The organism is uncultured Microbacterium sp., from assembly GCF_900078385.1.
Classification (GTDB): Bacteria; Actinomycetota; Actinomycetes; order Actinomycetales; family Microbacteriaceae; genus Microbacterium.
This window is the reverse complement of sequence record NZ_FLQR01000007.1, coordinates 189,460-215,327: the sequence shown is the minus strand read 5'-3', so window position 1 is coordinate 215,327 and position 25,868 is coordinate 189,460. Positions and strand designations below refer to the sequence as shown.

20 protein-coding genes are annotated in these 25,868 nt (G+C 72.1%); 16 read left to right on the top strand and 4 right to left on the bottom strand.

Features of this window, described 5'->3' with window-relative positions; genetic code table 11:
- Positions 1 to 4: 4 nt before the first annotated feature.
- On the top strand, positions 5 to 346 hold the full coding sequence (locus QZL85_RS08730; RefSeq protein WP_295576109.1) for a tryptophan synthase subunit alpha: 342 nt from the start codon (positions 5 to 7) through the stop codon (positions 344 to 346).
- 80 nt (positions 347 to 426) lie between these two features.
- Here QZL85_RS08730 and trxA read toward each other — a convergent pair whose 3' ends face one another.
- The 4 genes from trxA to QZL85_RS08710 form a co-directional block, all read right to left on the bottom strand.
- The gene (gene trxA / locus QZL85_RS08725; protein ID WP_295576108.1) at positions 427 to 750 is read right to left on the bottom strand and encodes a thioredoxin; all 324 of its coding nucleotides are present in this window, start codon (positions 748 to 750) and stop codon (positions 427 to 429) included.
- A 74-nt stretch (positions 751 to 824) separates the two neighbouring features.
- Positions 825 to 1,811 carry a thioredoxin-disulfide reductase gene (gene trxB / locus QZL85_RS08720; protein WP_295576105.1) on the bottom strand — a complete coding sequence of 329 codons (987 nt, stop codon included), beginning with the start codon at positions 1,809 to 1,811 and terminating at the stop codon, positions 825 to 827.
- Between the two features lie 96 nt (positions 1,812 to 1,907).
- A complete protein-coding gene (murJ, locus tag QZL85_RS08715) occupies positions 1,908 to 3,506 on the bottom strand; it encodes a murein biosynthesis integral membrane protein MurJ (protein ID WP_295576103.1) in 1,599 nt (532 codons plus the stop codon).
- Entirely contained in the window at positions 3,499 to 5,643 is a 2,145-nt protein-coding gene (locus QZL85_RS08710) for a DUF6049 family protein (RefSeq protein WP_295576101.1), read from the bottom strand. Before QZL85_RS08710 ends, murJ begins: the two co-directional genes overlap by 8 nt.
- 112 nt (positions 5,644 to 5,755) lie before the next feature.
- On the opposite strand from QZL85_RS08710, the gene QZL85_RS08705 reads away from it, so the two are divergent.
- The 15 genes from QZL85_RS08705 to QZL85_RS08635 all read left to right on the top strand — a co-directional run bounded on the left by QZL85_RS08705 (position 5,756) and on the right by QZL85_RS08635 (position 25,864).
- Positions 5,756 to 7,276, top strand: coding sequence for a methyltransferase (locus QZL85_RS08705; RefSeq protein ID WP_295576099.1), 1,521 nt, complete (start codon positions 5,756 to 5,758; stop codon positions 7,274 to 7,276).
- Between the two features lie 26 nt (positions 7,277 to 7,302).
- A complete protein-coding gene (locus QZL85_RS08700) occupies positions 7,303 to 8,730 on the top strand; it encodes a CCA tRNA nucleotidyltransferase (protein WP_295576098.1) in 1,428 nt (475 codons plus the stop codon).
- A 63-nt stretch (positions 8,731 to 8,793) separates the two neighbouring features.
- Positions 8,794 to 10,101 carry a GAF domain-containing protein gene (locus tag QZL85_RS08695; RefSeq protein WP_295576095.1) on the top strand — a complete coding sequence of 436 codons (1,308 nt, stop codon included), beginning with the start codon at positions 8,794 to 8,796 and terminating at the stop codon, positions 10,099 to 10,101.
- A gap of 43 nt (positions 10,102 to 10,144) precedes the next feature.
- Positions 10,145 to 12,304, top strand: coding sequence for a 4-alpha-glucanotransferase (gene malQ, locus QZL85_RS08690; protein WP_295576093.1), 2,160 nt, complete (start codon positions 10,145 to 10,147; stop codon positions 12,302 to 12,304).
- A gap of 96 nt (positions 12,305 to 12,400) precedes the next feature.
- Entirely contained in the window at positions 12,401 to 13,948 is a 1,548-nt protein-coding gene (locus QZL85_RS08685; protein ID WP_295576091.1) for an aldehyde dehydrogenase family protein, read from the top strand.
- 17 nt (positions 13,949 to 13,965) lie between these two features.
- Positions 13,966 to 14,361, top strand: a complete 396-nt coding sequence (locus QZL85_RS08680; RefSeq protein ID WP_295576089.1) for a DUF779 domain-containing protein — start codon at positions 13,966 to 13,968, stop codon at positions 14,359 to 14,361.
- Positions 14,362 to 14,420: 59 nt separating this feature from the next.
- On the top strand, positions 14,421 to 15,398 hold the full coding sequence (locus tag QZL85_RS08675) for a glycosyltransferase family 2 protein (protein ID WP_295576087.1): 978 nt from the start codon (positions 14,421 to 14,423) through the stop codon (positions 15,396 to 15,398).
- The gene (locus QZL85_RS08670; RefSeq protein WP_295576085.1) at positions 15,395 to 16,762 is read left to right on the top strand and encodes a polysialyltransferase family glycosyltransferase; all 1,368 of its coding nucleotides are present in this window, start codon (positions 15,395 to 15,397) and stop codon (positions 16,760 to 16,762) included. Before QZL85_RS08675 ends, QZL85_RS08670 begins: the two co-directional genes overlap by 4 nt.
- Positions 16,759 to 17,904 carry an acylneuraminate cytidylyltransferase gene (locus QZL85_RS08665; protein ID WP_295576083.1) on the top strand — a complete coding sequence of 382 codons (1,146 nt, stop codon included), beginning with the start codon at positions 16,759 to 16,761 and terminating at the stop codon, positions 17,902 to 17,904. Before QZL85_RS08670 ends, QZL85_RS08665 begins: the two co-directional genes overlap by 4 nt.
- 95 nt (positions 17,905 to 17,999) lie before the next feature.
- Positions 18,000 to 18,872, top strand: coding sequence for an N-acetylneuraminate synthase family protein (locus tag QZL85_RS08660; RefSeq protein ID WP_295576081.1), 873 nt, complete (start codon positions 18,000 to 18,002; stop codon positions 18,870 to 18,872).
- The gene (locus tag QZL85_RS08655; RefSeq protein ID WP_295576080.1) at positions 18,869 to 20,212 is read left to right on the top strand and encodes a DUF6716 putative glycosyltransferase; all 1,344 of its coding nucleotides are present in this window, start codon (positions 18,869 to 18,871) and stop codon (positions 20,210 to 20,212) included. The genes QZL85_RS08660 and QZL85_RS08655 overlap by 4 nt, the downstream gene beginning before the upstream one ends.
- A gap of 168 nt (positions 20,213 to 20,380) precedes the next feature.
- On the top strand, positions 20,381 to 22,015 hold the full coding sequence (locus QZL85_RS08650; protein ID WP_295576078.1) for an ABC transporter substrate-binding protein: 1,635 nt from the start codon (positions 20,381 to 20,383) through the stop codon (positions 22,013 to 22,015).
- A gap of 101 nt (positions 22,016 to 22,116) precedes the next feature.
- Complete coding sequence (locus tag QZL85_RS08645) at positions 22,117 to 23,205, top strand: ABC transporter permease (protein WP_295576077.1); 1,089 nt, start codon at positions 22,117 to 22,119, stop codon at positions 23,203 to 23,205.
- Between the two features lie 2 nt (positions 23,206 to 23,207).
- Complete coding sequence (locus QZL85_RS08640; protein ID WP_295576074.1) at positions 23,208 to 24,206, top strand: ABC transporter permease; 999 nt, start codon at positions 23,208 to 23,210, stop codon at positions 24,204 to 24,206.
- Positions 24,206 to 25,864 carry an ABC transporter ATP-binding protein gene (locus tag QZL85_RS08635; protein ID WP_295576072.1) on the top strand — a complete coding sequence of 553 codons (1,659 nt, stop codon included), beginning with the start codon at positions 24,206 to 24,208 and terminating at the stop codon, positions 25,862 to 25,864. Before QZL85_RS08640 ends, QZL85_RS08635 begins: the two co-directional genes overlap by 1 nt.
- The last annotated feature ends 4 nt before the right edge of the window (positions 25,865 to 25,868 follow it).

The window sequence follows — 25,868 nt, the reverse complement described above, 5'->3', positions numbered from 1 at the left end:
ATGGGTGACCGATCGCCTCAACCTCCCGCGGCGGGCGAGCCTCGAGGTTCTGCGCGCGGAATCCGCGGACGAGTTGGCGGTTCTCATCGAGGAGCGCGTCCGCGGCGGCGAGGATCCCTGGGACTTCATGGAGGACCTCCCGACGGTCGATGAGCTCGTCGTGCTGACGCTGCGTGCGGAGAACATCGCCGCGGACGGAGGCAACCGTCCGAGCGCTGCGCGCAACTACCGCGTCCTCCGCCAGATCGCGCTGGACTACCCCGCGCTGACGCGCGCGGTCTGGCGCCTCCTCGGCAGCGAGCCGCACCGGACGTGGGATGCGTCGGTGCGCGCCGAGGCGTACTGAACCGCATCCGTGTATAGGAAAACCCCGGTCAGAAGTGATTTCCGACCGGGGGTTCCCGGTGTCTTGCGGCAGATCTCGCGTCAGGCGATGTACGCGGCGAGATCCTGCTCGAGCGCGAACTTCGGCTTGGCGCCGATGATCGTCTTCTCGACCTCACCCTTGCTGAAGACCTTCATCGCGGGGATCGAGGTGATCTGGTACTCCATCGCGAGGTTGGGGTTCTCGTCGACGTTGAGCTTGAGGACGGTGATCTTCTGCGGGTGCTCGGTGGCGATCTCGTCGAGGATCGGGCCGACCATGCGACAGGGTCCGCACCAGGCGGCCCAGAAGTCCACGAGGACCGGGCCCTCGGCGTCGATGACGTCCTGCTGCCAGGTGCTCTCGCTCGTGGCCTTGGCGGTCATATGTCTGTCTCCTTCTGAATAGACACGCGGTGTGTCATGAGGGTGGAACGTGCGGGGCGCGCGCTTTGTTCCGCTCAGGCCACGCCGACGTCCGCGAGGCCGTCGATCTCCGCGACGTCGGAGGCCGGAAGCCCCGCGTCGCCGCGCGCGGCGAGGTAGTGCTCGACGTCGAGAGCGGCGACGGTCCCGCTGCCGGCGGCCGTGACGGCCTGACGGTAGGTCGGGTCGATGACGTCGCCCGCCGCGAAGACGCCGGGGACCGACGTGCGGGACGTGCGGCCGTCCACCCAGACGGTGCCGTGCTCGGTGAGGTCGAGGCTCTTGTGCACGAGGTGCGTGCGGGGGTCGTAGCCGATCGCGACGAAGACACCCTGCAGCGGCAGTTCGCGCGTCGATCCGTCGACGGTGTCCTCCAGGACGACGCCGGTCACGGCATCCTCACCGAGGATGTCGACGACTTCGCTGTTCCAGATGAACTCGATCTTCTCGTTCGCCATCGCGCGGTCCTGCATGATCTTGGAGGCGCGCAGCTCGCCGCGGCGGTGGATGACGTAGACCTTCGAGGCGAACTTCGTGAGGAAGGTCGCCTCCTCCATCGCCGAGTCGCCGCCGCCCACGACCGCGATGACGCGCTCGCGGAAGAAGAAGCCGTCGCACGTGGCGCAGTACGAGACGCCGCGCCCCGACAGGCGCGACTCGCCCTCGATGCCGATCTTGCGCGGCGCGGAGCCGGTCGCGAAGACCAGGGACTCCGCCTCGTGGGTGGCGCCGCTGCCGAGGGTGATCTTCTTGATGTCGCCGGCGATGTCGAGCTCGACGACGTCGTCGTAGAGCACCGTGGCACCGAACCGCTCGGCCTGCTCCTGCATCTTCGCCATGAGGTCGGGACCCATGATGCCCTCGGGGAATCCGGGGAAGTTCTCCACCTCGGTGGTGTTCATGAGTTCCCCGCCGGCCTCGACCGAGCTGGCGATCACGAGCGGCTCGAGGTTCGCGCGCGCCGCGTAGATGGCAGCGGTGTAGCCCGCCGGTCCCGAGCCGATGATGATGACCTGCCGCACGGCGTCGCCCCTCTCAGATGCGGGGCACCAACCGCCCCAGCGCATTCAACCCATGGTAAGCGCGGGACATTCCCGTCGCCGCCACGACAGGCATCCTCAGCGACCCGGGAGGAAGCGTCGGGCCGCGTCGACGGCGGTCCGCAGCTCGGGGGCGCGCAGGAGGCCCAGAGCGGCGAGGTACACGAGCAGGGCGACCGCCGCGATCACGATCGTCGCGAGGACCGCGGGGCCCTTGTCCGAGGTCGCCCAGCCGTCGATCCCGCCCAGCAGGAGGAAGGTGAGCCATCCCGCCGCGGCGGCGGGGACCGCGGCGGCGAGGAAGCGCAGGTACGACACCGCGGCGGGGCGGAGGGCCAGCGGGCCGATCTTCCGCCGCAGCAGCCAGACGGCGAGGCACAGCTGGACGATGTTCGCGATGGATTGGCCGAGCGCGATCCCGAACCCCAGCAGGGGCAGCGGCAGCAGGAGATAGGCCGCGATCGCCGTGAGGATGACGAGGACGGCCTGCACGGCGGTGAACACGAACGGCGTGCGGGTGTCGTGGTGGGCGTAGAACGTGCGCTGGATGCCGAACTGAATCGACAGCGGGAGCAGTGCGACGAGGTAGGCGCCGAGCACGAGTGCGAACTGCACGGCGCCGCTCGGGCCGTCGGTGAAGATGCGCGAGACGGGGAGGATGGCCGCGACGATCGCGGCCAGCGCGCCCACCATGAAGACGCCGATGATGCGGATGGAGGCGTCGAGGTCGGTGCGGATCGCTTCGTGCCGACCGGCCGCGACGTGTTCGCTCAGTCGTGTGAAGTACGGGGTGCCGATCGAGAGCACGATGACCGAGAACGGCAGCATGAACACGAGCCACGCGTACTGCAGCGCCGCGACGGAGGCGCCCTCACCGGACGCGCTGCCGACGAGGTTGGTCTGCACGAGGCCGGCGAGCTGTCCGACCACCACCATGAGGAACGTCCACCCGGCCAGCCGGGCGATGTGCCGGAGGCCGATTCCCCGCCAGGCGAAGTCGGGGCGGACGTGCAGCCCCGCGCGGCGCCAGAACAGCAGGAGGACGAGCGCCTGCGCGACGATCCCGAGGGTCGCCGTGCCGCCCATCAGCGCGACCATCTCGGGCGTCCAGCCCGTCGCGTCGCGGTGCAGCCCGAAGACCCAGATGAACGCGGCGAAGCCGGCGATCGAGACGACGTTGTTGATGATCGGCGACCACGCGAACGGACCGAACACCCGCCGCGCGTTGAGGATCTCGCCGAGGAGCGCGTACAGGCCGTAGAAGAGCAGCTGCGGAAGGCACCAGTAGGCGAATGCGAGGGTGAGTGCCGCGCTCTCCGGACTGAGCCGAGAGCCGTACAGCTGGACGAGGAGGGGCGCCGCCACCACGGCGACGACGGTCGTGGCCGCCAGGGCGACGATGCCGAGCGTCAGCAGCTTGGAGACGAACGCGTTGCCGCCGTCCCTGTGCGCGGCGGCCTTGACGATCTGGGGCACGATCACGCCCGCGAGCAGGCCAGAGGAGATGATCGCGTAGATGTTGTTCGGCAGCTGATTGGCGATCGCGAACGCGTCGGCGGCGCGCGTGCCGATCGTGCCGAGGGCGGCCGCGAGCACGATGTTGCGGAGGAGCCCCGTGATGCGGGAGACGAGCGTGCCGGCCGCGACGGTCGCGCTGGCGCGGGACAGGCTAGACATCGGCGACCTCCGGCGTCTCCTCGCCGGGCGTCACGGCGGGCGACGCGCCGGGGGTCTCGCGCCGTCGCCGCATGCGCCGCACCGTGCGGATGACGCCGAGGACCAGGAGACCCACGACCAGGACGCCCATGACGATGACGCCCACCGACTCCCACTCGGCCTGCACGTTCACGCCGACCGAGACCGGACCGCCGATCGCGACCATCGAGGGGCTCCGCAGCTGCAGATCGATCGTGGACTCGCCCGAGCCCACGCGGGCCTCGACGGGCACCTCGGCGCGGGTGTTCTGCGCGGCTTCGGCTTCGACGGGCGTGGTCCGCTGGACGACGAGTCGCGGGTCGTTCGGCGAGGCGATGAGCACGAGGGAGACGGGCCAGCGCAGGTCGTTGCGGATCGAGAATCGCATCGGCGCGGCCGACCCCAGCAGCGTCTTGTCGCCGGCGGGGACGATCGCGACGGCGCCGAGGGTGGCCCGGCTCTGCGCGCGATGCTCCGCCACGGCGTCGCCCCACTGCTCGAGCTCGCCCCGCCAGCCGTTGCCGAGCAGCTGCAGGACCGCGGCGCGCTCCGAGCCGGTGAGCAGCGTGGCATCCTCGAGGATCGTCGCGAAGGCGGTCAGCTCGGTCTCGTCGTCCTGGAACGCGCGGAGCGCGGCGACGCGCGCGACATCGGGCTCCACCGACCGCAGCTCGACGGCCGCGGGGGCGTCGTCGAGGACCTCGCGCAGGGTGACCGGCGCACGCCCCGGCAGGTCCGTCGCCGTCGTGACGGCGTCGTGCAGGGCGGCGCGCGATCGGTCGACGCCGCGGTCGACCGTCACGAGCAGCGTGGCACCGGGGTTCTCCCGGCCGGCGGTCTGCGCGTAGGCGACCGCGGCGGCCTGCGCGGCGGCGCGCGGGACGGCATCCTCCGCCGCCGCGGCGGTGCGGAGGGCTGCCGAGACGGCCGCGTCGTAGACGAGCAGCTGCGCGTCGCCCGCGGCGGCCCGCGCCGGGACGGCACCCGTCGCCGTCGTCGCATCGGAGGAGACGAGGGTGACCGATGCCGCGTCGTCCACGACCACCTCACCCAGTGCCGCAACGGTCTCCGCGCCCGCCGTGCCGGTCGCGGGCCAGAGGATCGTGCCGGCGGAGGTCCCGAGGTCGGTGAGCTCCTCGAGGTCGGGCAGCGACGGGTCGCCGCCGGGCGTCGGACTCGGCTCGGGGGTCTCGGCGTCGCTCTCGGTGAAGTTCGCGGGATCCAGGTAGGACGTGAGCGGCAGCGGCGAGAGCGGGCGGCTGAGGCCGGCGGCGACCTGGGCTGCGAGGTCGGCGTCGCCGAACTGCAGCGCGAACCGCGGGTTGGGGAAGGCCAGCAGGTCATCGAGCCAGGTGACCGCCGACGGCGGTGCCGACTGGCCGAGGACGCGGATCGCCGCCGGGAGGGCGGGGTCGACCGCGAGGATCGCGGCCGTGCCGGCGACGGCGTCGAGCTGGTCGCGGAGGGTGCCCCCGTCGGCGGTGAGTTCGCTGAGCTGCTCGGCCGTGAGCAGCCCGTCGCTGAGGCCCCCCGCCGTGATCGGGACGACGACGGCGACGTCGGCGGCCGCGGCATCCTCGTCCGGGATCGTGACGACACTCGCGGACGTGAGGTCGCCCTGGGCCGACGAGTACGTCGCCAGCAGGGGGTACACCCCCGGCGCCAGATCATCGATCCCGGAGTCGGCCGGTTCGATGGCGCTCGTCGTCGTGCGCACGCCGTGCGCCGCGAGTGCGTCGATCCTCGTCGTGGCGATCGGGGTGAGCCGGAGCGACGGACGGTCGCCGCCGAGCCACGCGTCCAGCGATGTGCGCGTGCGCAGCGCGTCGCGCCCGATCGCGATCGTGACGTCGCCGGCGGCGACCGTCGAGTCGGTGGGGTTCCCCGCCGTGAGCGAGACGATGAGACTCTGGCCGTCGACCGGGATGCCGTCGCCCCGCGGCGCCATCGCGAAGGTGAGCGGCCGGCTGGGCGGCGGGCCGGCCGCCACGGCCGCCACGGGGGTCAGGACGAGGGCCAAGATCGCCGCCACGGCGGCGGCGAGCCGCACACGCGGTGCGCGCGGCGCACGACGCGGGCGCGCGGCGCGCGGGCCCGGCGAGGGCGATGTCATGGTCATGGCGGGGATTCACTCCTGTGCGATCCATGGCCGCACGATCAGGTGCGATTCTATGGGCCCGCCCCTGAGGGGTCCCCGTGACCGGCCGTGCGGGGCACGATTGAATGGACCGGTGACCTCTGCACCGAATCCCGACCCCACCCTCGCCGCCGCGCTCCGCGCGGACCTGACGGCCGCGGGGTACACGGCCGACGCCGTCCGCGACGCGTGGGGGCCGCTCGCCGACGAGGCGGTCGGCCACGGGCTGCGCGGCCCCGCGCTCGCCGCGCTCGGCGAACGCGGCGACGCGCTCGCGGTGCTGTGCCGCGTGCTGTTCCTCGGCGTCGCGGTCCCGGTCGCCGCCCTCGACGCCGCGCTGCCCGCGCTCGGCGGCGACGGTCTGTGCGCGCTGGGTCTCGCCGCGCGGGACGGCGACGCTGTGCGGGCGACGGCCCTCGTGCGCCCGCAGGACTTCGCCGACGCGAGCGGCAGCGGACAGTGGTGGATCGCGAGCGACCTCGACGAGGCCGCTCTCGGCGGGGCGCTGCCGACCGACCACGTGCTCGGTGTCGGCGGAGCGTCCCTCACGCTCGCGGGTCTGCAGCTGCCCGGCCATGCCGTGGCCGCGCTCGACGTCGGCACGGGCTGCGGCATCCAGGCACTGCGGGCGCGACGCACGGTGGATCGCGTCGTCGCGACGGACGTGTCCGCGCGCGCCCTGTGGTTCGCGGCCCTCAACGCCCTCCTCAACGACGTCGACGGCATCGAGGTGCGCCTCGGCAGCCTCTTCGAGCCGGTCGCCGGCGAGCTGTTCGACCGCGTCGTCTCCAATCCGCCGTTCGTCATCACGCCGCGCGTCGAGGGCGTCCCGGAGTACGAGTACCGCGACGGCGGGATGGCAGGGGACGACCTCGTCGCGGCGTTCGTGAGCGGCGTCGGTTCGGTGCTCGCCCCCGGCGGCACCGCCCAGCTCCTCGGCAACTGGGAGTACCGCGCCGGTGCGGAGGGCCTTGACCGCGTGCGGGAGTGGGTCGCCGCCTCGCCCGTGCCGCTGGATGCCTGGGTCATCGAGCGGGAGCTCCTCGACCCGCTCGCCTACGCCGAGCTGTGGGTGCGGGACGGCGGAACGGCGCCGGGCTCGCCCGCGCACGGACGGCTCGTCGAGGCCTGGCTGCGGGACTTCGCGGGGCGTGAGGTCACGGCCGTCGGGTTCGGCTACCTGCTGCTGCGCCGGGCCGAGGGAGCGCCGACCCTCGCGCGGTACGAGCGGATCACGCAGGGCGTCGGGGATTCCCTCGGCATCCATCTCGGTGCGGCGCTGTCCGCGTGGGACCGGCTGGCCGTCACCGACGACGACGCGCTGCGTCGCGCCGTGCTCACCGTCGCGGACGACGTCACCGAGGCGCGGCATCACCTGCCGGGCGCCGAGGCGCCGAGTGTCATCGAGCTGCGGCAGGGCGGCGGCTTCGCCCGCACCCTCCAGGTCGACCCGGCGCTCGCGGCGCTCGTGGGCGCGTGCGACGGCGACCTGCCGGTCGGTGCGCTGATCTCGGCGATCGCCGACCTCCTCGACGTGGATGCCGGGGAGCTGTCCGCCGATCTGCTGCCGCGTGTGCGGGAGCTCCTGTTCACCAGGTTCCTCGCCTGGGGGTGAGGCCGCCCGCGGGTAGGCTCGAACCCATGCTCAACATGGCCGAGGGAGTCGCGCGCCTGGGCGCCCTCGCCGCTTCGCCGGTCGTGGCGAGCCTCGGTGAGGCCTTCGCGGCGGCGGGATTCGAGCTCTCCGTCGTGGGCGGACCGGTGCGCGACGCGCTGCTCGGCCGCGTGACGAACGACCTCGACTTCACGACGAACGCCCGGCCGGATGACATCCTGCGGATCGTGAAGCCGCTCGCGAGCGCGCACTGGGACATCGGCCGCGCCTTCGGCACCATCGGTGCCCGCGTGCGCGGCGAGCAGGTCGAGATCACGACGTACCGGGCGGACAGCTACGACGGCGTGACCCGCAAGCCCACCGTCGAATTCGGCGACACGCTCGAGGACGACCTGCGGCGCCGGGACTTCACCGTCAACGCGATGGCGCTCCGGGTGCCGGGCCCCGCGCTCGTCGATCCGGCCGGCGGCGTCGAGGACCTCGTCGCGGGGGCGCTGCGGACGCCCGTCGACCCCGCCGTGAGCTTCGGCGACGATCCGCTCCGCATGCTCCGCGCCGCCCGCTTCGCCGCGCAGCTCGGGTTCGACCCGTCGCCGGAGGTGCTGGACGCGATCGAGCGGTTGCGCGAGACGCTCGCGATCGTCAGTCCGGAGCGCATCCAGGGCGAGCTCGTCAAGCTCCTGCAGACCGACGCGCCGGTTCGCGGCATCCGGATCCTCGTCGAGACCGGCCTCATCGAGCAGTTCCTCCCCGAAGTGCCCGCGCTGCGGCTCGAGGTCGACGAGCACCACCACCACAAGGACGTCTACGAGCACTCCCTTACGGTCCTGAGCCAGGCCATCGACCTCGAGCGGGAGCGGCACCCGGATGCCGCCCCGGACGTGACCCTGCGGCTCGCCGCGCTCCTGCACGACATCGGCAAGCCCGCGACGCGGAAGCTCGAACCGGAAGGCGGCGTGAGCTTCCACCATCACGATGTGAAGGGTGCGCGGATGGCGCGCAAGCGCCTGCAGGCTCTCCGCTTCGACGGCGACACGATCTCGTCGGTGGCGCAGCTCATCGAGCAGCACCTGCGGTTCTTCGGCTATGCCGAGGGAGCGTGGACCGACTCGGCGGTCCGGCGGTACGTGCGCGACGCCGGCTCCGAGCTCGAGCGCCTGCACATCCTCACCCGTGCGGACGTCACGACGCGCAATCGCCGGAAGGCCGCACGGCTCAAGTCGGCGTACGACGACATCGAGCGCCGGATCGCGGAGCTCGCCGAGCAGGAGGAGCTCGAGGCCATGCGTCCCGAGCTCGACGGCAACCGCATCCAGGAGGTGCTCGGCATCCGCCCGGGGCCCGAGGTGGGCCAGGCGTACCGGTTCCTGCTCGACCTCCGCCTGGACGAGGGCATCCTGGGGCCGGATGCCGCGGAGCAGCGCCTGCGGCAGTGGTGGGCGGACCGCGCCTGACCGACGGCATCCGCGTCCGCTTACACTGGGCGCACGCTCCTTCACCGTCGATCGGAGTCGCCCGTGCCCTCGTCGTGGTCGCCACGGCGCGAGGTCTCCCCGGAGAACTCCCGCCTGCTGATCGAGCGCGCGCACGAGGAGCTCGTCGGGGGCAACACGGCCGATCCGAGGCTCGGTGACATCCGCCCGCTCGTCCGGGACTCGTGGCGTCGATCGCTCGCGCTGCTCGTCGGCGCGGAGGGGCTCCCGCCGCTCGAGCTGACCGCCGAGGAGCTCGAGGCGTACCGCAGCGCGCATCCGCTGGCCGGGGCCATGGACATGGTGCGCGCCCTGCTGCTGCCGGAGGCCGACTCGGGCGTGGTCGTCGCGGTCGGCGACGCGGCGGGCCGACTGCTGTGGGTCGAGGGCGACCGCGGCGTCCGGACCCTCACCGGCGACATGGGCTTCGTCGCCGGCGCGAACTGGTCGGAGGAGGCGGTCGGCACATCCGCCCCCGGAACGGCGCTCACCCTCGACCGGTCGGTGCAGATCCACGGCGCCGAGCACTACAACCGTCTCGTGCAGTCCTGGTCGTGCACCGCGGCGCCCGTCCACGACCCCGAGACGCGCCGCCTGATCGGCGTGATCGACGTCACGGGCGGCAGCGAGGCCGTCACCCCGCAGGCGCAGCTGCTCGTGGACGCCACGGCCCGCGCCATCGAGGGCGAGCTCCTCGTCGCCCGGCTCCGGGCGCGCGCCGCCCCGACCCGCCGACGCCCCGTCGCGGTCCGAGCCCCCGACACCACGACCCTGCGCGTCCTCGGCCGCGACCGCGCCCTGCTCGAAGTCGCGGGGCCCGACGGCGAGACGGTGACCGAGTTGACGGCGCGGCACGCCGAGATCCTCCTCATGCTCGCGGTGCACCGGCAGGGCCTGTCCGCCGAGCGGCTCGGCGAGCTCGTGTACGGCGACGACGCCGTCGACACGCTGCGCCCCGAGCTCGTCCGGCTGCGTCGCGCGCTGGAGGCCGTCGCCCCGCACCTCGTGCCGGCCTCCCGTCCGTACCGGCTGCCGGTCAAGCTCGAGACCGACGCGCACCACGTCGTGTCGCTGCTCGACCGCGGAGCCCACCGCGTCGCGCTCGCCGCCTACCGCGGCCCCGTGCTCCCCGATTCGGTCGCGCCCGGCGTCGAGGAGTTCCGTGCGACCGTGCGGGGCGCGCTGCGCGAGGCGCTCCTGGCCGAGGCGTCGGTGGACGTGCTCCTCGCGTACGCCGATACGGCCGAGGGGACGGATGACCGCGAGGCGCTGGGTCTCGCGCTGCGGATGCTGCCCGCCCGGTCGCCGAAGCGCGCGGGGCTCGTCGCGCGGATCGCCGCCCTGGAGGGGTGAGGCGCGGGGCACTGGCAGGATGAACGCAGAGGAAGGGACGACGATGAGCGAGATTCCGGCATCCGACGATCGACCCGGCCCCGCCCTCGCGGCGCTCGCCGAGGCGCACGGCGTCGCGACGCACTACTGGTCCTTCTTCGGCGAGGACGTCCACGTCCCCGCCGCGACCCTCCGCGCGGTGCTGCGGGCGATGGGGGTCGACCCGCAGACCGACGCGGATGTCGCCGTCGCACTGGCCGCCGTGCTCGAGGAGCCGTGGCGCGAGTTGCTCCCGCCCTCCGTCGTCCTGCGGCAGCGGCCGGGGAGCCTGTTCGCCCATGTGGCCGACCGCCACGACGTGTCGCTCAGCATCGCCCTCGAGGACGGATCGTGGCGCGACCTCGCGATCCCCGACCAGCGTCCGGAGGCGCGCGAGGTCGACGGCGTCCTCGTCTGGCGGGTGCACGTGCCTCTGCCGGCCGACCTCCCGCTCGGCTGGCACACGCTGCACGCCTGGCAGCGTCCGTACGGCTCGGCCGAGGCCGACCGCACGGCGCAGTCCACGCTCGTGGTCACCCCCGACCGGCTCCCCGAGCCGCCGAGCAGGCCCGGTCGGCACGGCCGCGCCTGGGGTCTCATGGCGCAGCTGTACTCCGTCCGGTCGCAGGACTCGTGGGGCATGGGCGACTTCGCCGACCTCGCCGACCTCGCGACCGTCGCGGGTGCCCGCGGGGCGGACTTCCTCCTCGTGAACCCGATCCACGCCGCCGAGGTGACGGTGCCCATCGAGCCGTCGCCGTACCTCCCCGCGACCCGCCGCTTCCTCGCGCCGCTGTACGTGCGTCCCGAAGACATCCGCGAGGTCGCCTACTTGCCGCCCGCCGAGCGCGCGCTCGTCGAGGAAGCGCGCGCCGTCGTCGCTCCGAGCGACACCGACCCCTCCCGCATCGACCGGGACGCGGTGTGGACCGCCAAGCGCGCGGCTCTCGAGCTCATCCATGCCGCGCCGCGATCCACCGCCCGCCAGGCCGAGCTCGACGCCTTCCTGCAGCGCGAAGGGCAGCCGCTGCAGGACTTCGCGCTGTGGTGCGCTCTCGAAGAGCACTACGCGGATGCCGAGCGGCCCGCCGAGGCCGCCGACATCGCCTCCGCGCTCGTCACCGGGCTCCGCGCCCAGCTCGCCGACCGCGTCGACTTCCACGTGTGGCTGCAGTGGATCGCCGACCAGCAGGTCGAGATCGCCCAGGCGGCGGCGACGGCATCCGGCATGCGCATCGGCGTCATGCACGACCTCGCGGTCGGCGTGCACACGCAGGGCTCGGACGCGTGGTCGCTCCGCGGCATGTACGCGCAGGGGATCACGGTCGGTGCGCCCCCGGACATGTACAACCAGCAGGGCCAGAACTGGAACCAGCCGCCGTGGCTGCCGCGCGCGCTCGCCGAGGCGGGCTACGCGCCGCTGCGCGACATGATCCGCACCCTCCTCCGCCATGCCGGGGCGCTGCGCATCGACCATGTCATCGGCCTGTTCCGGCTGTGGTGGATCCCGACGGGCCTCGGCGCGGGCGCCGGCACCTACGTGCGCTACGACCACGAGGCCATGATCGGGGTGCTCGCCCTCGAGGCGCAGCGCGCCGGCGCCGTGCTGATCGGCGAGGACCTCGGCAACGTCGAGCCCTGGGTGCGCGACTACCTCTCCGGACGCGGCATCCTCGGCACGTCGGTGCTCTGGTTCGAGCAGGAGGAGGACGGTCCGCGCCCGCCGGAGCGCTGGCGCCGGGAGCTGCTCGCGACCGTCAACACGCATGACCTGCCGCCGACGGCCGGCTACCTCGCCGACGAGCACGTCGCACTGCGGGCCCGGCTGGGCCTGCTCGAGCAGTCCGTCGACGAGGCGCTCGCCGACGCGGCGGCCGAGCGCGACGCGATGCTGCGGCTCCTCCGCGACCGCGGCCTCATCGGCGCGCAGGCGACGGAGGAGGAGGTCATCGAGGCGCTCAACGTGCTCATCACGGCGTCGCCGTCGCTGCTGATCGGCCTCGCGCTCGTGGATGCCATCGGCGAGCGGCGCGTGCAGAACCAGCCGGGGACCGACAAGGAGTACCCGAACTGGCAGATCCCGCTCGCGGGCCCCGACGGCGCCGCGGTGCTCGTCGAGGATCTCGCCGGCAACACGCGGTTCCTCTCCCTGACAGCCGCCGTCGACGAGGCGCTGCGCGGCTGAACCTCCCCGGGTGCAACGGGATGCAACGTTGCGCCGTCTAGCTTCGACGACATCCCGAACGCGGCAGCGGAGCCGCGTCCTGTCGAAGGAGACAACATGACCATCGTGGAAGAGGGCGTCTCGAGCGTCTACGCGGCACCCGGCCAGCGCGGCGCGGTCGCCGAGTACCGGGCGCGCTACGGCCACTACATCGGCGGCGAGTTCGTCGACCCCGTCAAGGGCCAGTACTTCGAGAACATCACGCCGGTCACCGGCAAGCCGTTCTGCGAGGTCGGGCGGGGGACGGTCGAGGACATCGACCGCGCCGTCGACGTCGCGTGGAAGGCGTTCGAGTCGTGGAAGCGCACGACCCCGGCCGACCGCGCCAACATCCTCAACAAGATCGCCGACCGCATCGAGGAGAACCTCGAGCGCATCGCCGTCGCCGAGACCTGGGAGAACGGCAAGCCGGTGCGCGAGACACTCGCCGCCGACATCCCGCTCGCCGTCGACCACTTCCGCTACTTCGCCGGCGTCCTGCGCGCGCAGGAGGGCTCGCTCAGCCAGATCGACGAGGACACCGTCGCGTACCACTTCCACGAGCCGCTGGGCGTGGTCGGGCAGATCATCCCGTGGAACTTCCCGATCCTCATGGCGACCTGGAAGCTCGCCCCCGCCCTCGCCGCCGGCAACTGCGTCGTGCTCAAGCCTGCCGAGCAGACGCCCGCGTCGATCCTCTTCCTGTTCGAGATCATCGGCGACCTGCTGCCGGCCGGCGTCGTCAACATCGTCAACGGCTTCGGGATCGAAGCCGGCGCGCCCCTCGCGCAGCACAAGCGCATCCGCAAGGTCGCCTTCACGGGCGAGACCACGACGGGGCGCCTCATCATGCAGTACGCGTCGCAGAACCTCATCCCCGTCACGCTGGAGCTCGGCGGCAAGAGCGCGAACGTCTTCTTCGAGGACGTCGCACGCAATCGCGACGACTACTACGACAAGGCGCTGGAGGGCTTCTCGTTCTTCGCCCTCAACCAGGGCGAGGTGTGCACCTGCCCGTCGCGCGCTCTCATCCAGCGCTCGATCTACGACCAGTTCCTCGGCGACGGACTGGACCGCGTCGGCAAGATCGTGCAGGGCAACCCGCTCGACCCGGCCACCATGATCGGCGCGCAGGCCTCCAACGACCAGCTCGAGAAGATCCTGAGCTACATCGACATCGGCAAGGCCGGCGGCGCGAAGCTGCTCACCGGCGGCGAGCGGGTCGACCTCGGCGGAGAGCTGTCCGGCGGCTACTACGTCGCGCCGACGGTGTTCGAAGGCACGAACGACATGCGGATCTTCCAGGAGGAGATCTTCGGTCCCGTCGTCTCGGTGACGAGCTTCGACGACTTCGACGACGCGATCGGGATCGCCAATGACACCCTCTACGGTCTCGGAGCCGGTGTCTGGAGCCGTTCCGGTGACACCGCGTACCGCGCGGGACGGGCGATCGAGGCCGGACGCGTGTGGACGAACACGTATCACCAGTACCCGGCGCACGCTGCGTTCGGCGGATACAAGCAGTCCGGGATCGGCCGCGAGAACCACCTGAAGATGCTGGACCACTACCAGCAGACGAAGAACCTCCTCGTGTCCTACGCCGAAGGGGCCATGGGGTTCTTCTGAACCGTGACCACGCAGCCATGACGACAGACACGTTCAGCAGGGTCGCCGTGACGGAAGCCGCGGCGGCCCTGCTGCGCACCCTCACCGCGCAGCACGGACCGCTCATGTTCCATCAGTCCGGCGGCTGCTGCGACGGCAGCGCACCGATGTGCTTCCCGATCGGCATGTTCCTCATCGGCCCGAGCGACGAGAAGCTCGGCGACCTCGACGTCGGCCTCGAGCAGAGGATCGAGGTGTTCATGTCGGAGTCGCAGTTCGAATACTGGAAGTACACGCACCTCACGATCGACGTCGTTCCGGGCCGCGGGGCCGGCTTCAGCGTGGAGGGACCGACGGGCATGCGATTCCTCATCCGCTCGCGGATGCTCGATGAGCCGGAGCTCGTGCACTTCGGGCTCGACGGCGGGGGGTAGCCCCCGGGTGTTCACCCGCCCGCCACCACCGCGTCACGGAGGCTTGCGAGCATCACGGCGTGCCGAAGCCTTTCGTGACCGTCATCCTGCCCGCGAAGGACGCCGGGGCGTACATCGGGACGACCCTGACCACCCTCGCCCGGCAGTTCGACGATCCCTCGCTCCTCAAGCTCGTCGCGATCGACGACGGGTCGCGCGATGACACCGGGACGCAGATGCGGCACTTCGCGGAGCGCCTCGAGCACGTCGAGGTCCTGCGCAATCCCGAACCCGTCGGCTTGGCGTCAGCGCGCAACCAGGGTCTCGCGCACCTGGAGGGCGAGTACTTCTGCTTCGTGGACGGCGACGACTGGATGCAGCCGCAGCGGCTGCAGACGCTCGTCGACGCCATGCGCACCCTCGCTTGCGACTTCGTCCGCACCGACCACGTGACCGTCACCGAGGGGCGCCGACAGCTCGTGCGGGCGCCGTTCGCGTGGCGCGGCACGGCGGTGCCGCCGCGGGAGGCGATCCTCCCGGCCGACGAGAACACAATGGTGGACTACCCGTATGCCTGGGCGGGCATGTTCCATCGCCGTGTGCACGACGACGGCCTCGCCGCCTTCCCCGAGGGGCTCTTCACGGCCGAGGACCGTCCCTGGATCTGGGGCCTCCACCTCGACGCGGCGTCGTTCGCCGTCGTCGACGCGCCGACCCTGCTCTACCGGCGGGGCGTCTCGAACTCGCTCACCCAGGTCGTCGACCGGCGCCAGCTCGACTTCATCCCGGCGTTCGGGCAGGCCCTGGCCCGCGTCGAAGCCGACGCCGAGGCGACCCGCTTCCTCCCGAAGATCGTCGCGACGACGCTCGCCGTGTGCGCGCACCACCTCTCCCGCTCGAGGGCCATGTCGCCGTCGACCCGCGCCGACCTACGGGCCGGGGTGCGTGATCTGCTGCGCCCCGTGCCCGCCGACATCCTCGACCGGTCGCTCGCGGGGATGTCGGACCGACGGCGACGGCTGCTGGCCCCGCGCATCCGGGAGGTGCGCGCCTCGTGACGCAGATCTTCGTCCTCAACTCCGCCTACGGACTCATGACGGCGGCCGCGGCCCTCGACGCCGGGCTGCTCCCGGCGCCGACGGGCCCGCGGATCCTCCTCGCGGTCAACGCCGCGCGCGTGCCGGAGACCAGCACGGGGATCGACGAGTCCGCACACCTGCACGGCCTCCTCGGCCGGTTCGACCGCGTCGAGTCGCTCAACGCCCTGGTCGCGCCGGCGCCCCCTGTGCAGTGGAGTCCCGCCGCGGACGATCTGCCCACGCTCGAACGGCTCCTGCGCCGGGCGTGGGGTGCAGGCGACGGGCCCGTCGAGCTCTACCTGCAGAGCCCGCAGGTGCCCCCATCCCGCACGCTCGCGATGCTCTTCCCCGGCGCACCGATCACGATCATCGGCGACGGGCTGATGACCTACTCCCCGATCCGCGATCGGATGCCGGCAGCGCTCACCGGCCGCATCCGCGAGGTGGCGTACGCCGACGTCCTGCCCGGCGTCGAGCCGCTGCTGTTCGCCGAGACCGGCGCACGGCGGCTTCCGGTGCCGCTGGAGCGGTTCCGCTCGATCGTGGAGGAGGTCGCCGCCACGGCGGACGATCCGGAGCTGGACGCCCTCGCCGCGTCCGCGGCGCCGACCGTGCTGATCCTCGGGCAGTACCTCGCCGACCTCGGCCTCGTGTCGAGCGCGGAGGAGAGCGCGATGCAGGAGGAGATGGTCGACCGGGCCCTGGCCTGGTCGCCGCGCCGGATCGTGTTCAAGCCGCATCCCTCCGCGGCGCCCTCGATCGCGGCCGCCGTCGTGGAGCGCGCTCGCCGGCACGGCGTCGAGATCGAGGTCTACGACGGCGACGTCCCCGCGGAGATCGTCGCCGCGCGCCTCCGGACCGTCGGCGTCGTGGCGGGGTTCTCCACCGCACTGCCGACCGTGCACGCGCTCTTCGGCACGCCGATCGCATCGGCCGGCAACGAGCTGCTCCTGCGGAGACTGCGACCGTACGAGAACGGCAACCGCATCCCCGTCACGATCGTCGACGCGCTCACCCGCGACGACACCCCCTACGCCTCGCCCACGCGGCTGCAGCACCTGATCGAGACGGTGGGCTACGCGATGCAGCCGAGGATCGCCGCGCATCTGAGGCCGAGGGCCGAGGCCTTCCTCGCCGACCTCGCTCCGGCCGAGCGTGCGCACTACGTCCCGGAGCGCCGGCTGACCGAGCTGGGGCTGCCGGGCGGCCGCCCGCCCGGCCCCGTCGCACGTCTGCTCGCCCGCGGCGGCGTCGCCGGTCGCCTGGAGGAGCTGCGTCTGACGTTCCGCGGTGCCGGGCGCCGGGCCGCCCGCGCGTGGAGAGCGCTCGAGGGACGACGATGAGCGTCGTGGCCGTCATCCCCGCCCGCGGTGGGTCGAAGGGCGTCCCGCGGAAGAACGTCCGGCGGGTCGGCGGCGTGCCGCTCATCGTCCGCGCCGTCCGCGCCGCGCAGGCCGCGACGCGCGTGGACCTCGTCGTCGTCTCCACCGACGACCCGGAGATCGCGGAGGCCGCTGCCGCCGCGGGCGCGCGGATCGTCGCGCGACCCGTCGAGCTCGCCGGTGACACCGCGTCCTCGGAGAGCGCCGTCCTGCACGCGCTGGACGCCCTGGAGCGGGACGGCATCCGCCCCGGCACCGTCGTCTTCCTGCAGGCCACCTCGCCCTTCATCCCGAGCGACGGGATCGACCGTGCCGTCGACGCCGTGCAGAGCGGCGGGTACGACAGCGCCTTCTCCGCGTACGCCACCTACGGCTTCCTCTGGGAACGCGCGCCGGACGGCGCCGCGCACGGTGTCAACCATGACCCCGCTCACCGCCCGCGCCGGCAGGATCGCACGCCGCACCACCTCGAGACGGGGGCGTTCTACGCCTTCGGCGCCGCCGGCTTCCGCGCCGCACGGCATCGCTTCTTCGGTCGCACGGCGATCATCGAGGTCCCCGAGGCGAGTGCGATCGAGATCGACGACACGGAGCAGCTCGCCGTCGCGGCGGCGATCGCCGCGCTCCTCGATGCGCCGGAGGCCATCGACGTCGATGCCGTCGTCACCGACTTCGACGGCGTGCACACCGACGACACCGCGTGGGTGGATGCCCACGGCGGGGAGCACGTCCGCGTCAGCCGCTCCGACGGAATGGGGGTCGCGCTGCTGCGCCGCGCCGGCATCCCGGTCCTGATCCTGTCGACCGAGACCCACCCGGTCGTGCGCGCCCGCGGCGAGAAGCTCCGCGTGCCGGTGCTGCACGGCGTCGCGGACAAGGCTGCCGCGCTCGCCGCCTGGGCCGCCGAGAATGAGATCGCGCCGGCGCGCATCGCGTACCTCGGCAACGACGTGAACGACCTCGCCGTCATGGCGCTCGTCGGGTGGCCCGTCGCGGTCGCCGACGCGCACCCCGAGGTCCGCGCCGCGGCGCGCCTTGTCCTTCACCGCACCGGCGGACAGGGCGCCGTGCGGGAGCTCGCCGAGCGCCTGTTGCGCGCCTGACAGCCGCCCGCCCGCCGGTCGCCACCCGGGGTTCACACGCCGTTCATGCCCTCCGCGGACGCTGGTCGTGCAGTCACCGACGAGAGGAAACGGACATGACCGTCAGCATCGGATCGCACGTTCTGGGCGGCGGGAACCCCGTCTACGTGATCGCCGAGATCGGCCTGAACCACAACGGCGACGTCGAGCTCGCCAAGCAGCTCATCGACGTCGCCGCGCGGTCCGGCGCGAACGCCGTGAAGTTCCAGAAGCGGACGCCGGACATCGCCACCCCCGAGCACATGCGCGACACGCTGCGCGAGACGCCGTGGGGGACGATGACCTACCTGCAGTACCGGCACCGGGTCGAGTTCGGCGAGGCCGAGTACGTCGAGATCGGCGACTACGCCACGATGTCCGGCCTCGACTGGTTCGCCTCGCCGTGGGACGTGCCGAGCGTCGCCTTCCTCGAGGGACTCAACGTCGTCGCGCACAAGGTGGCCTCCGCGAGCCTCACCGACACGGCCCTCCTCGAGGCGCTGCGCGAGACCGGCAAGCCGGTGATCCTGTCCACCGGGATGTCGACGATCGAGCAGATCGACCGGGCGCTCGGCGTCCTCGGCACCGACCGCGTCGTCCTCATGCACGCCACCTCCACCTATCCGATGGAGCCGGAGGAGGCCAACCTCAAGGTCATCGCGACCCTCCGCGACCGGTACGCGGGCATCCCCATCGGCTACTCCGGCCACGAGCGCGGCCTGCAGATCTCCCTCGCGGCCGTCGCGCTCGGCGCCGTCGCCGTCGAGCGGCACATCACGCTCGACCGCACGATGTGGGGTTCGGACCACGCCGCCTCCTTGGAGCCCGCGGGCCTCGAGCACCTCGTGCGCGACATCCGCGTCATCGAGACGGCGCTCGGCGACGGCGTCAAGCGGATCTACCCCGGCGAGCTCGCCCCGATGGCGAAGCTCCGGCGCGTCCCGGCATGAGCGGCCGCGCCGACCGCCGACCGCGGCTGCGGGTCGTGGCGATCGCCGATGCCGACTCGTTCGTGAAGTGGGCGGCGGCGCTCATCGCTGCCGTCCCGGCGGTCAATCCGCACCTCGTCCTCGTGCGGACGCCGCTCATCGTGAGCGCCGAGCAGGAGCGGGCGGCGCTGGCCGGCACCGACCTGACCGGCGCCGACGTGACCCGGCTCGACCACGACGGCCTGGCACCGTGGCTCGCGTCGGACCGGCCCGATGCGGTCGTCGTGGCCGGGCGCGGACCGTTCGTGCGCCTCGTGCTGCGGCAGGTGGACCGGCTGCCGGTGCGGCCCGTCGTCGTCTCGGGTCTTCCCGGCATGTCGATCCCCGCGCAGCGGGGGGCGGCGCTGTACCGCCGCCACACCGACCTCATGGTCGTGCACTCGCACCGCGAGGTGCGCGCCTTCCGCGACCTGGCGACGCGGCTCGGCGCACCGCTCGAGCTGGGACTGGCGACCCTGCCGTACACGAGAACTGCACCCTCCGACGGCCGCGGCACCGACCTCGTGTTCGCGGCGCAGGCCATCGTGCCGCGGGAGCGCGCCGAGCGCGCGGCCCTCGCCGACATCCTCCGCCGCGCCGCCTCGGCGGACCCGACGCGACGCGTGGTCGTCAAGCTCCGCTCCCGGGCCGAGCTCGGCGAGCACGAGACCCACTTCGAGCGCGCCGCGTACCAGGAGCTGCTGCGCGAGCGTCCGGCCAACCTCGTCTTCTCGCACGAGCCGATGGCCGTCGCGCTGTCCCGTGCGGAAGGCCTCGTCACGGTGAGCTCCACGGCGGCCGTCGAGGCCATCGCGATGGGCGTGCCGGTGATCGCGCTGGACACGTTCGGCGTGTCCAAGCTCCACCTCAACACCGTCTTCGTCGGCAGCGGCCTGTTCGGGGACGCGGATGACGTCGTCGCGCGCCGGTTCCGGCATCCGGACCCCGCCTGGCTGGATGAGAACTATTTCCACGATCCCGCGGCGTCGACCTGGTGGGCGCGCGTCGAGGAACTCGTGACCCAGCGCCGACGCGGCGAGCTGCCGGCCCGCCGCGTCCCGGCGCCGCGCGGCGGCGCGCTGCATGCCGCCTGGCATCGCAAGGCCGTGCTCGGCGCGGAGGACCGCACGGCGTCGGGCGCCGTCGCCCTCGCGCTCGGCACGCCGCTGGTGCGCGCCATCCTCGCGATCCGCCGCCTCCGCGGCCGGCGCGGCGAGGGGACGTGGTTCGACGACACGAGCGACATCACGGTCACGCCCGCCCGGTACCAGGACCCGATCCGCCGCCGCGGTCGGGCGCTCGCGCTCACCGCCGTCGACTGACGCGTCGGCCCGCGAGGCGTGGCGACCGGGGCATCCGGTGTCGCCCGCGCCGGGTTTCAGTCTCGTTACGAATTGCGTGCCGGGGGCGATTCCTCGCCGGGTCGGGTGAAAGATAGCGAGTTGGACCCGTCTGCCGACGGGACCGTCACCGACACAGCAGAGGTACACATGTCACTGCACCACAGCACGCGCGGCCGAGCCGGCCTCGCCATCGGGGCGCTCGGCGTCTCGGCGCTCCTCCTTGCCGGCTGCGCCGGCGGCGGGGCCCAGAACAACGGCGACGACGCTCCGTCGGACGAGCCCATCATCGTCGGCACCACCGACAAGGTCACGACCCTCGACCCGGCCGGTTCGTACGACAACGGCTCGCTGGCCGTGCAGACCCAGGTCTTCCCGTACCTGGTCAACACCGACTACAACAGCACCGAGGTCGTCCCCGACCTCGCCGAATCGGCCGAGTTCACCTCGCCGACCGAGTACACCGTCACGCTGCCGGCCGGTCTGAAGTGGGCCAACGGCAACGACCTCACCTCGGCCGACGTCAAGTTCTCCTTCGACCGCAACATCGCGATCGCCGACCCGAACGGCGCCTCGAGCCTGCTCTACAACCTGGACAGCGTCGAGACCCCGGACGACACCACCGTCGTCTTCAAGCTCAAGACCGAGAACGACCAGGTCTTCCCGTTCATCCTGACGAGCTTCCCGGGCGCCATCGTCGACGACGAGGTCTTCGCGGCCGACGCGCTGACCCCCGACGCCGACATCGTCGATGCCGAGGCCTTCGGCGGTCCGTACACGATCACCTCGTGGGACTTCAACAAGACCGTCGAGTTCACCCCGAACGAGGCGTACCAGGGTCTGCTGGACGAGCCGGTCAACGGCGGCGTCATCCTCACGTACTACACGGAGTCGTCGAACCTGAAGCTCGCCGTGCAGGAGGGCGACATCGACGTGGCGTACCGCAGCCTCTCGGCCACGGACGTCGCCGACCTCAAGGAGCGCGACACCGTCAAGGTCGTCGACGGCCCCGGCGGCGAGATCCGCTACATCGTCTTCAACTTCGACACGCAGCCGTTCGGCGCGACCACGGGTGAGGCCGACGCCGCCAAGGCGCTCGCCGTCCGCCAGGCCGTGGCCGACCTCGTCGACCGCGAGGCGATCTCGGAGCAGGTGTACAAGGGCACCTACACCCCGCTGTACTCGTACGTCCCGGAGGGCTTCGCCGGCGCGACCGACGCGCTGAAGGGCCTGTACGGCGACGGCGAGGGCGGACCGGATGCCGCCAAGGCGAAGGCCACCCTCGAGGCGGCCGGCGTGACCACCCCGGTCAAGCTCAGCCTGCAGTACAGCCCGGACCACTACGGTCCGTCCTCGGGTGACGAGTACGCGCTCGTGAAGTCGCAGCTCGAGGCCGACGGCCTGTTCGAGGTCGACCTGAAGTCGACCGAGTGGGTCCAGTACTCCAAGGACCGCACGGCCGACGTGTACCCGTCGTACCAGCTCGGCTGGTTCCCGGACTACTCGGACGCGGACAACTACCTGGCGCCGTTCTTCCTGAAGGAGAACTTCCTGGGCAACCACTACGACAACCCCGAGGTCAACCAGCTGATCCTCGATCAGGCCGTGGAGCCGGACGTCGACACCCGCACCGGGATGATCGAGCAGATCCAGGAGCTCGTCGCCGGTGACCTGTCCACCGTCCCGCTGCTGCAGGGCGCGCAGGTCGCGGTGACCGGAGCCGACGTCGAGGGTGTCATCCTCGACGCCTCGTTCAAGCTCCGCTTCGCCCCGATCACGAAGTAAGGGATGGAAGCACCGGTGGGGCGGTCCGCACGTCGGGCCGCCCCACCGGCATTCCGTCCCACCCCCGGGCGCCGACCCGGACCCACAGATAGGCTCACCCCATGACGAGCGACCTCGCCGCGGCACCGGTCGACCAACCGCCCGCCGCCCTCGCCGCATCCCGGAAGAGCGGCGGCTCCTTCGGCCGCTACGTGCTGGTGCGGTTCCTCCTGATGATCCCGACGGTGTTCATCCTGGTCACGCTCGTCTTCTTCCTGCTGCGCCTGACCGGCGATCCGATCACGGCGGCCCTCGGCGGACGCCTCCCCGCCGATCAGCTGGCCGAGCGCATCGCCGAGGCCGGCTACGACCGCCCGATCATCGTCCAGTACCTCGAATACCTGGGTCAGATCTTCACCGGCAACTTCGGCACGACGATCACAGACAACCGACCCGTCGCCGAGGTGCTCGTGACCTACGGCACCGCGACGTTCGAGCTCGTCGTGTACGCACTCGTCGTGGCGCTCATCGTCGGCATCCCGCTCGGCATGGTCGCCGCTGCGCTGCGCGACCGCTGGCCGGACGCCGTGCTGCGCGTCGCCGCCATCCTCTTCTACGCGACGCCGGTGTTCTTCTCGGGCCTCGTCGCCAAGCTCGTCTTCTCGGTGTGGCTCGGCTGGCTGCCGGTCAGCGGCCGCGCCGACGCCCGCACCGGCATCGCCCTCAACCGCGGCGACGGCACCGGCATCTACCTCATCGACGCGATCGCCACGGGCAACGGCGCCTACGTGCAGGACGTCATCGAGCACGCCGTCCTCCCGTCGCTCACGCTCGGTCTGCTCACCGCCGGCATCTTCCTGCGCCTCGTCCGCACGAACGTCATCGGCACCTACAACATGCCGTTCGTGGACGCCGCGCGCTCGCGCGGCGTCGGCGAGTTCCGCCTCGTCCGCAAGCACGCCTACAAGCCGGCGCTGATCCCGATCATCACCGTCATCGGCATGCAGGTCGCCCTCCTGCTCGGCGGCGCCGTGCTGACCGAGACGACGTTCGAGTGGAACGGGCTCGGCTCGCAGCTGACCTATTACCTCGCGGCCCGCGACTACGTGGCGGTGCAGGGCATCGTCGCCATGATCGCGATCATCGTGGCCGTCACCAACTTCCTCGTCGACATCGTCGCGGCGTTCATCGACCCGAGGGTGAGGTTCTGACGATGGCCAAGCGCACACTCCTGGACCGCCTCCCGGTGGTCCACCAGCTGCGGCAGAGCGTCGGCCTGCAGCGCGGCATGCTCATCGCGGGGCTCATCATGACCGCCGTGTTCCTCGTCTGCGCCGCACTGGCGCCGTGGATCGCCCCCTACAGCTTCAGTCAGCTCCGTGGAGCCGACGGCGTGAACTTCGGCGCGCAGCAGGCGCCCAGTGCCGACCACCTCCTCGGCACGACGGTCGGCGGCTTCGACGTCTTCTCCCGGGTGATCTGGGGATCGCAGACCGCGCTGCTGGTCGTCGTCGTCGCCGTCATCCTGTCGGTCTTCATCGGGATCATCCTGGGTCTCGTCTCCGGCTACCTCGGCGGCTGGGTCGACCGCGTCCTCGTCGTGGTCGCCGACGCGATCTACGCCTTCCCCACCCTGCTGCTCGCGATCGTCGTCGCAATCGCCATCAGCGGCGGCCAGTCCGACCTGTGGTCGGGCGTCATGGCGGCGGCGGTGTCGATCACGGTCGTGTTCATCCCGCAGTACTTCCGCGTCGTCCGCGCCGAGGTCGTGCGGGTGAAGGCGGAGGCGTTCGTCGAGTCGGCGAAGGTCATCGGCGCCTCGACCGGTCGGATCATGTTCCGCCACGTGCTGCGCAACGCGACACGGACGCTGCCGCTCGTCGTGACGCTGAACGCCTCCGAGGCGATCTCGACCCTGGCCGCCCTCGGCTTCCTCGGGTTCGGCATCGAGCCCACCCAGGCGGCCGAATGGGGCTTCGACCTGAACAAGTCGATCAGCGACGTCGCCGCCGGCATCTGGTGGACCTCGATCCCGCCCGGACTTGCGATCGTGTTCACCGTGCTCGGGGTCACGCTCATCGGCGAGAGCCTCAACGACCTCGCCGACCCGCGGCTGCGGGCACGCCGCCGCGCGGGGAAGACCCTGACCCCGGCCGACGCCGTCGCAGCCACGCAGCCGACGTCTCGTGAAGAGCTCGGGGAGGTGCAGTGATGACCATCGCAGACCCGTCAGACCTCGTCGTGGAGATCCGCGACCTCGACGTGACGTTCTCCACCGACGGCGGCGACGTCTTCGCCGTCCGCGACGTCTCGCTCGAGGTGCGCCGCGGCGAGGTGCTCGCGATCGTCGGCGAGTCCGGCAGCGGCAAGACCGTGACGGCGCGCTCGATCCTGGGGCTCCTGCCGGAGACCGCCACCGCCAGCGGCGCCGTCATCCTCGACGGTGTCGACATCGTCAGCATGGGCCGCGACGAGCTGCGCCAGGTGCGCGGCACCAAGGCGGCCATGATCTTCCAGGAGCCGTCCACCGCGCTAAACCCCGTGTTCACCGTGGGCTGGCAGCTGGCGGAGGGCCTGCGCGCGCACCAGAAGATCTCGAAGAAGGCGGCGCGCGCCCGTGCCGTGGAGATGCTGCGACTGGTCGGCATCCCGGATGCCGAGCACCGCGTCAACCACTATCCGCACCAGTTCTCCGGCGGCCAGAAGCAGCGCATCGTCATCGCGATGGCGCTCGCGCTCGAGCCCGCCGTCATCCTCGCCGACGAGCCCACCACCGCCCTCGATGTCACGGTGCAGGCGGAGATCCTCGAGCTGCTGCGACGCCTCCGCGACGACTTCGGCACCGCCATCGTGCTGATCACGCACAACATGGGCGTCGTCGCCGACCTCGCCGACCGCGTCGCCGTCATGCTCAACGGCGAAGTCGTCGAGAGTGCACCCGCCCGCGAGCTCTTCGCGGCGCCGCAGCACGAGTACACGAAGCGGCTGCTGGCCGCCGTGCCGCGCCTGGAGATCGTCGACCGGACGCCGCCGGCAGGCGTCGCGGACGAGGCGGTCGTGCAGGCCGAGGGACTCATCATCGAGTACCCGGGGCGCCTCGGCACCCCCACCTTCCGCGCCGTCGACGGGGTGAACTTCCGGATCGGGCCCGGTGAGGTGCTGGGCCTCGTGGGTGAGAGCGGATCGGGCAAGACCACGATCGGGCGCGCGATCGCGGGTCTCGCGCCCGTCTCGGGCGGGTCGCTGCGCGTCCTCGGCGCCGAGATGAACGGCGTCAAGGAACGCGAGTTCCGCAAGCTCCGCAAGGACCTCGGGTTCGTGTTCCAGGACCCGGCCACGAGCTTCAACCCGCTCCTCACGGTCGCCGAGTGCGTCGCGGAGCCGCTCGTCGTCCACGGCGCGGCGCGGCGCGCATCCGACGCGCGGGACAAGGTCGACGAGCTCCTCGAGGCCGTGCAGCTGCCGAAGGCGTTCGGCGACCGCTACCCGCACGAGCTGTCCGGCGGGCAGCGGCAGCGCGCGTCGCTCGCGCGCGCGCTCGCCCTCGACCCGAAGCTGCTGATCGCCGACGAGCCGACGAGCGCCCTGGACGTGTCGGTGCAGGCGCGCGTCCTCGACCTGTTCGGAGAGCTGCAGGAGCGCTTCGGGTTCGCGACGCTGTTCATCACGCACGACCTCGCGGTCGTCGACCTGCTCGCGCACCGCGTCGTCGTCCTGCACCGCGGCCGCATCGCGGAGGAGGGCCCGACGGCGCAGGTACTCGGCGACCCCCAGGACGACTACACGAAGCGACTCATCGCCTCGCTGCCGGTGCCCGACCCCGTCGAACAGGCCGCGCGCCGCGCCGCCTCGCACCTCGAGGGCTTCTGAGCCG

Excerpts from the sequence above, each read along its gene's own strand:
- trxA (WP_295576108.1), bottom strand. The coding sequence starts at position 750 with ATGACCGCCAAGGCCACGAGCGAGAGCACCTGGCAGCAGGACGTCATC.
- murJ (WP_295576103.1), bottom strand. The coding sequence starts at position 3,506 with ATGTCTAGCCTGTCCCGCGCCAGCGCGACCGTCGCGGCCGGCACGCTC.
- QZL85_RS08710 (WP_295576101.1), bottom strand. The coding sequence starts at position 5,643 with ATGACCATGACATCGCCCTCGCCGGGCCCGCGCGCCGCGCGCCCGCGT.
- QZL85_RS08700 (WP_295576098.1), top strand. The coding sequence starts at position 7,303 with ATGCTCAACATGGCCGAGGGAGTCGCGCGCCTGGGCGCCCTCGCCGCT.
- malQ (WP_295576093.1), top strand. The coding sequence starts at position 10,145 with ATGAGCGAGATTCCGGCATCCGACGATCGACCCGGCCCCGCCCTCGCG.
- QZL85_RS08685 (WP_295576091.1), top strand. The coding sequence starts at position 12,401 with ATGACCATCGTGGAAGAGGGCGTCTCGAGCGTCTACGCGGCACCCGGC.
- QZL85_RS08680 (WP_295576089.1), top strand. The coding sequence starts at position 13,966 with ATGACGACAGACACGTTCAGCAGGGTCGCCGTGACGGAAGCCGCGGCG.
- QZL85_RS08665 (WP_295576083.1), top strand. The coding sequence starts at position 16,759 with ATGAGCGTCGTGGCCGTCATCCCCGCCCGCGGTGGGTCGAAGGGCGTC.
- QZL85_RS08660 (WP_295576081.1), top strand. The coding sequence starts at position 18,000 with ATGACCGTCAGCATCGGATCGCACGTTCTGGGCGGCGGGAACCCCGTC.
- QZL85_RS08655 (WP_295576080.1), top strand. The coding sequence starts at position 18,869 with ATGAGCGGCCGCGCCGACCGCCGACCGCGGCTGCGGGTCGTGGCGATC.
- QZL85_RS08650 (WP_295576078.1), top strand. The coding sequence starts at position 20,381 with ATGTCACTGCACCACAGCACGCGCGGCCGAGCCGGCCTCGCCATCGGG.
- QZL85_RS08645 (WP_295576077.1), top strand. The coding sequence starts at position 22,117 with ATGACGAGCGACCTCGCCGCGGCACCGGTCGACCAACCGCCCGCCGCC.
- QZL85_RS08640 (WP_295576074.1), top strand. The coding sequence starts at position 23,208 with ATGGCCAAGCGCACACTCCTGGACCGCCTCCCGGTGGTCCACCAGCTG.
- QZL85_RS08635 (WP_295576072.1), top strand. The coding sequence starts at position 24,206 with ATGACCATCGCAGACCCGTCAGACCTCGTCGTGGAGATCCGCGACCTC.